Below are 3,494 nucleotides of genomic sequence, written 5' to 3' on the forward strand. Positions count from 1 at the left end.
TGCATTACATAATGCCAACCCGCAAACTTCTCATAAGTTACTCCAAGTCTCTTCTCACCTACACCTGCATAAGCAGCATACCGAGGCTTACCATCCCAAATTTTACGTACCATTATATAATCTTTGGATGTCTTGACTGGATCCCCATAAATATCCAGTATACGATTGTCCTCAGCTGCATAAGCAGAATTTGTAGGAAAAACAGTAACTATCAAACTAAATATGAATGCTAAGAATGTAAGTATAGGTAGTTTTCTTTTAATCAACATGTCTTAATATCTCCTTATTTCCATTAATGGTTTTACTCCCTGCGCGCATCGTCTACTAGTGGACAAGCCTCATCATAGCAAACAAATCTTTCGTTTCTCTTTCATAAATGTTACAAAATTGTTTCGAAGGTCTGACGTATTTGTTGGTGAAACTAGCACACAATGAAGGAAACCCGCATGTTTATTGGCTTTATCATCAATCTATTTAGGTGTATATAAAATTATATACGAATATGCAATATTGCATATAAGAATGTATTGATATTTATGTGATCGCTTACTTTAATAAAAATATAAAGATGTACCATATCTGGTTCTGGTGCAAAAACTTTGAAGTATATGAAAAATGTCTATCAAACTTGGAAATACTGATACTAGTACTTTAAAAAAGGATGTGATTGGTATGGAAAAGAAAAATCTATTCAAGTGGAAACATTATCAGCCTGAACTGATCTTATTAACAGTAAGATGGTACCTGCGGTACAATTTGTGCTTTCGTAACCTGGTGGAAATGATGGAAGAACGAGGAGTATCAATCGCTCACACAACCATTATGCGCTGGGTTCATCAATATGGACCTCAATTAGAAGAGAAACATATGCCTAAAGGCATACAACTAAGGCAAGTTAGATATCTCAATAATATAGTGGAACAAGATCACCGGTTTATTAAAAGGTGAGTTCGTTCTATGTTAGGTTTAAAGTCGTTTAAAACAGCAATTTCTATATTGAGTGGTGTTGAAGCCATGCATATGATGAAAAAAGGACAACTTGTTTTACTGGACAAGTCTGTCCAAAATCAAAAACAATTTATTCATAAACTGTTTGGTTTAGCTTCATAGGCTAGAAATGTAGAGGAAGTTGCTACTCTAGGTTTCTAACTAATATTTTTGCACCAGAACCGAAAAAAGTACATCATACATTGATGTACTTTTTTCTTTTTTGATTTTTTTTATAAAGTTTGTATACATTTTACGTTTTCAAACGTTAATTATATAGAAGGGAGAATTAGATGAATTATGATACATTTGGATCACTATTAGTAGAAAAATCCCAAGTTATTTATAAATATTTATTAAAGCTTGGTGTAGAGGTAAAAGATGCTGAAGATATTGTACAAGATACATTATATAAAGCAATGTTTTTAATGGAAGATATTTCGTTAGAAAAACTGACTCCCTGGTTATTACGGGTAGCAATTAATCAATATCGGGACTTATATAGAAAATCAAAACGTTTTAATCCGGTACCTATTGAGTCAGTTATACTTATTGGTCAAAAATCGTTAGATGAAATTATTCTAACGAAAGAATTTCAAGTGGAAATACAAGAAGTGCTGGAAACAATGAATCCAGATTATAAGAATATTTTATTATTAAAATATGATTATGAATTATCTTACAAGGAAATTTCTTCTTTATTAGACATGAAAGAAGAAACCATTAAAACAAATTTATACAGGGCACGTAATCAATTTAAAGCATTGTATAGGGGGAAGGAACATGAGTCGGAAAGATTTTGAACTAGATATGGATGATAAACAGATGAAGTCGTTACTAAAGAAAGCAAAGAGGAAGCATCTTCTGCGAAATTGGATTATTTCTATGTGTGCATCGATTGTCGTGATTATTGGAATTTATATTTCATCTATTTATTTTTCTCAAAAGACCTTTATTAAAATGGAAATACAAAGGAATGTATTGCATTCTGTAAAAGGCCCTAATATTTTATTTAATGGACATACCAAATTAAGTATGGGTTTAACTGGCGGTACAATTATATATAGTTCTTATAAAAATATTGCTGGACAACCAGTTAAATGGATTGATGAAATATATGAGTATTCATCAATATGGGGATACAGTCAATTGAATTTTAATGGAAATACAATATTAGACGAAGAATCTGGTAATAAGAAGGATGAATTTGAAACATTACCAGATTATAATAGTCAAACGATGCAGAGAGAAATGCGATTTTATTTACCATTTGTTACATATAGAAATTATGTAAATGACCTTAAAAACATTGGAGAGCTTCAAAATAAAGTTGGAGAAATAGCTATATCTTTTGATAAAGCATATACAGTTGAACAAATTGAAAAAATGTTACCAAAAGATGTACAACCAGTTTGGTATTGGGTAGATACATACAATGAAAATAGCCCAAATACTTATGTAGGTTTAAAAGATCCTAAAACTGGTGCTGTTTTGAATGCTGTAATGTCTACGCATGTATATGGATTTCGAGGAAGTTATACAAAAAAAGAAGAATATTCAAAAGAAAATTTAAAGATAAATTCAAAAGACTTTATGGATGCAATGAAAAAATTAAATGAGAATAATCAACTTAATAATGATGATGTTAAAAATCATTATAAAAATATTAAAGATATTTCTCCAAAAGATTTACCTATATATGGTGTAGTAATTACAGGGACAACAAATTCTTTACAACAGTTACAAGACGCCCCTTATGTGAAGGCAGCGGTTAGAGGAGTAATTGTTGATAAGCAGTAATAATTAGTCATTCAAAAAAAGATAACGATATCAATGAATTGAATGTATACTTTTAACGGTGGTTTTAGAGAAAATGGGTAAATCAGAATATAGTCAATAAAATCAAGGGAACGAATGTAAACTAATATACTAAAGTTTACATTCGTATTTATAAAAAATAAAAAGCACCTTTTAATGTTTTAAAAGTGCTTTAACTTGATGTTGATGTGACGGAACCTCAAGTATGTAGAAATTTAAAAAAGTCCCTTCATAATGCTTAAAGGGACTTTGCTCACACAAATGATCTGCACATCAATTCATCTTTGATATACAGATCATTTGTATGATAATTTTAAAAAATAAGTGCAGAGAATTATATTACATGAATGCTTTTATAAGTGTTGTTACTAATGGAAGTACTCCACCTAAGAATGCTAAAACTGCCGTTGCGATTGCCATATTATTTCCTCCTCTTTTTTCGTATTAAGATATGATAATTTTTATAAATAATTGCGGAATAATGAACTTACATTACTGCTTTTAAAAGTTCTTGTACAAATGGAATGATTCCACCTACAAATTTTAAAACTGCCATTGCGATTGTCATATTATTTCCTCCTTTTTTTCGTATTAAGGTATGATAATTTTTATAAATAATTGCGGAATAATGAATTTACATTACTGCTTTTAAAAGTTCTTGTACAAATGGAATGATTCCACCTACAAAT

The 3,494-nt window shown here is 30.2% G+C and carries 2 protein-coding genes and 2 pseudogenes; 3 read left to right on the forward strand and 1 reads right to left on the reverse strand.

Annotated elements, in window-relative coordinates; translation table 11 throughout:
• Positions 1-269, reverse strand: a pseudogene (locus CQ058_RS30970) (hypothetical protein); the annotation flags it as partial.
• 403 nt (positions 270-672) lie between these two features.
• Between CQ058_RS30970 and CQ058_RS30975 the strand changes: the two are divergent.
• The 3 genes and pseudogenes from CQ058_RS30975 (at position 673) to CQ058_RS30985 (ending at position 2,787) form a co-directional block, all read left to right on the forward strand.
• Positions 673-1,110: pseudogene (locus CQ058_RS30975) on the forward strand (IS6 family transposase).
• A 170-nt stretch (positions 1,111-1,280) separates the two neighbouring features.
• A complete protein-coding gene (locus CQ058_RS30980; protein WP_105590251.1) occupies positions 1,281-1,790 on the forward strand; it encodes an RNA polymerase sigma factor in 510 nt (169 codons plus the stop codon).
• The gene (locus CQ058_RS30985; protein WP_105590252.1) at positions 1,771-2,787 is read left to right on the forward strand and encodes an anti sigma factor C-terminal domain-containing protein; all 1,017 of its coding nucleotides are present in this window, start codon (positions 1,771-1,773) and stop codon (positions 2,785-2,787) included. The genes CQ058_RS30980 and CQ058_RS30985 overlap by 20 nt, the downstream gene beginning before the upstream one ends.
• Positions 2,788-3,494 lie beyond the last annotated feature (707 nt).

Source organism: Bacillus sp. MYb56 (assembly GCF_002976445.1).
Lineage (GTDB): Bacteria > Bacillota > Bacilli > Bacillales > Bacillaceae_G > Bacillus_A > Bacillus_A mycoides.

What these genes read in the sequence shown, in the direction of transcription:
- CQ058_RS30980 (WP_105590251.1), top strand. Translation starts at nt 1,281, where the DNA reads ATGAATTATGATACATTTGGATCACTATTAGTAGAAAAATCCCAAGTT.
- CQ058_RS30985 (WP_105590252.1), top strand. Translation starts at nt 1,771, where the DNA reads ATGAGTCGGAAAGATTTTGAACTAGATATGGATGATAAACAGATGAAG.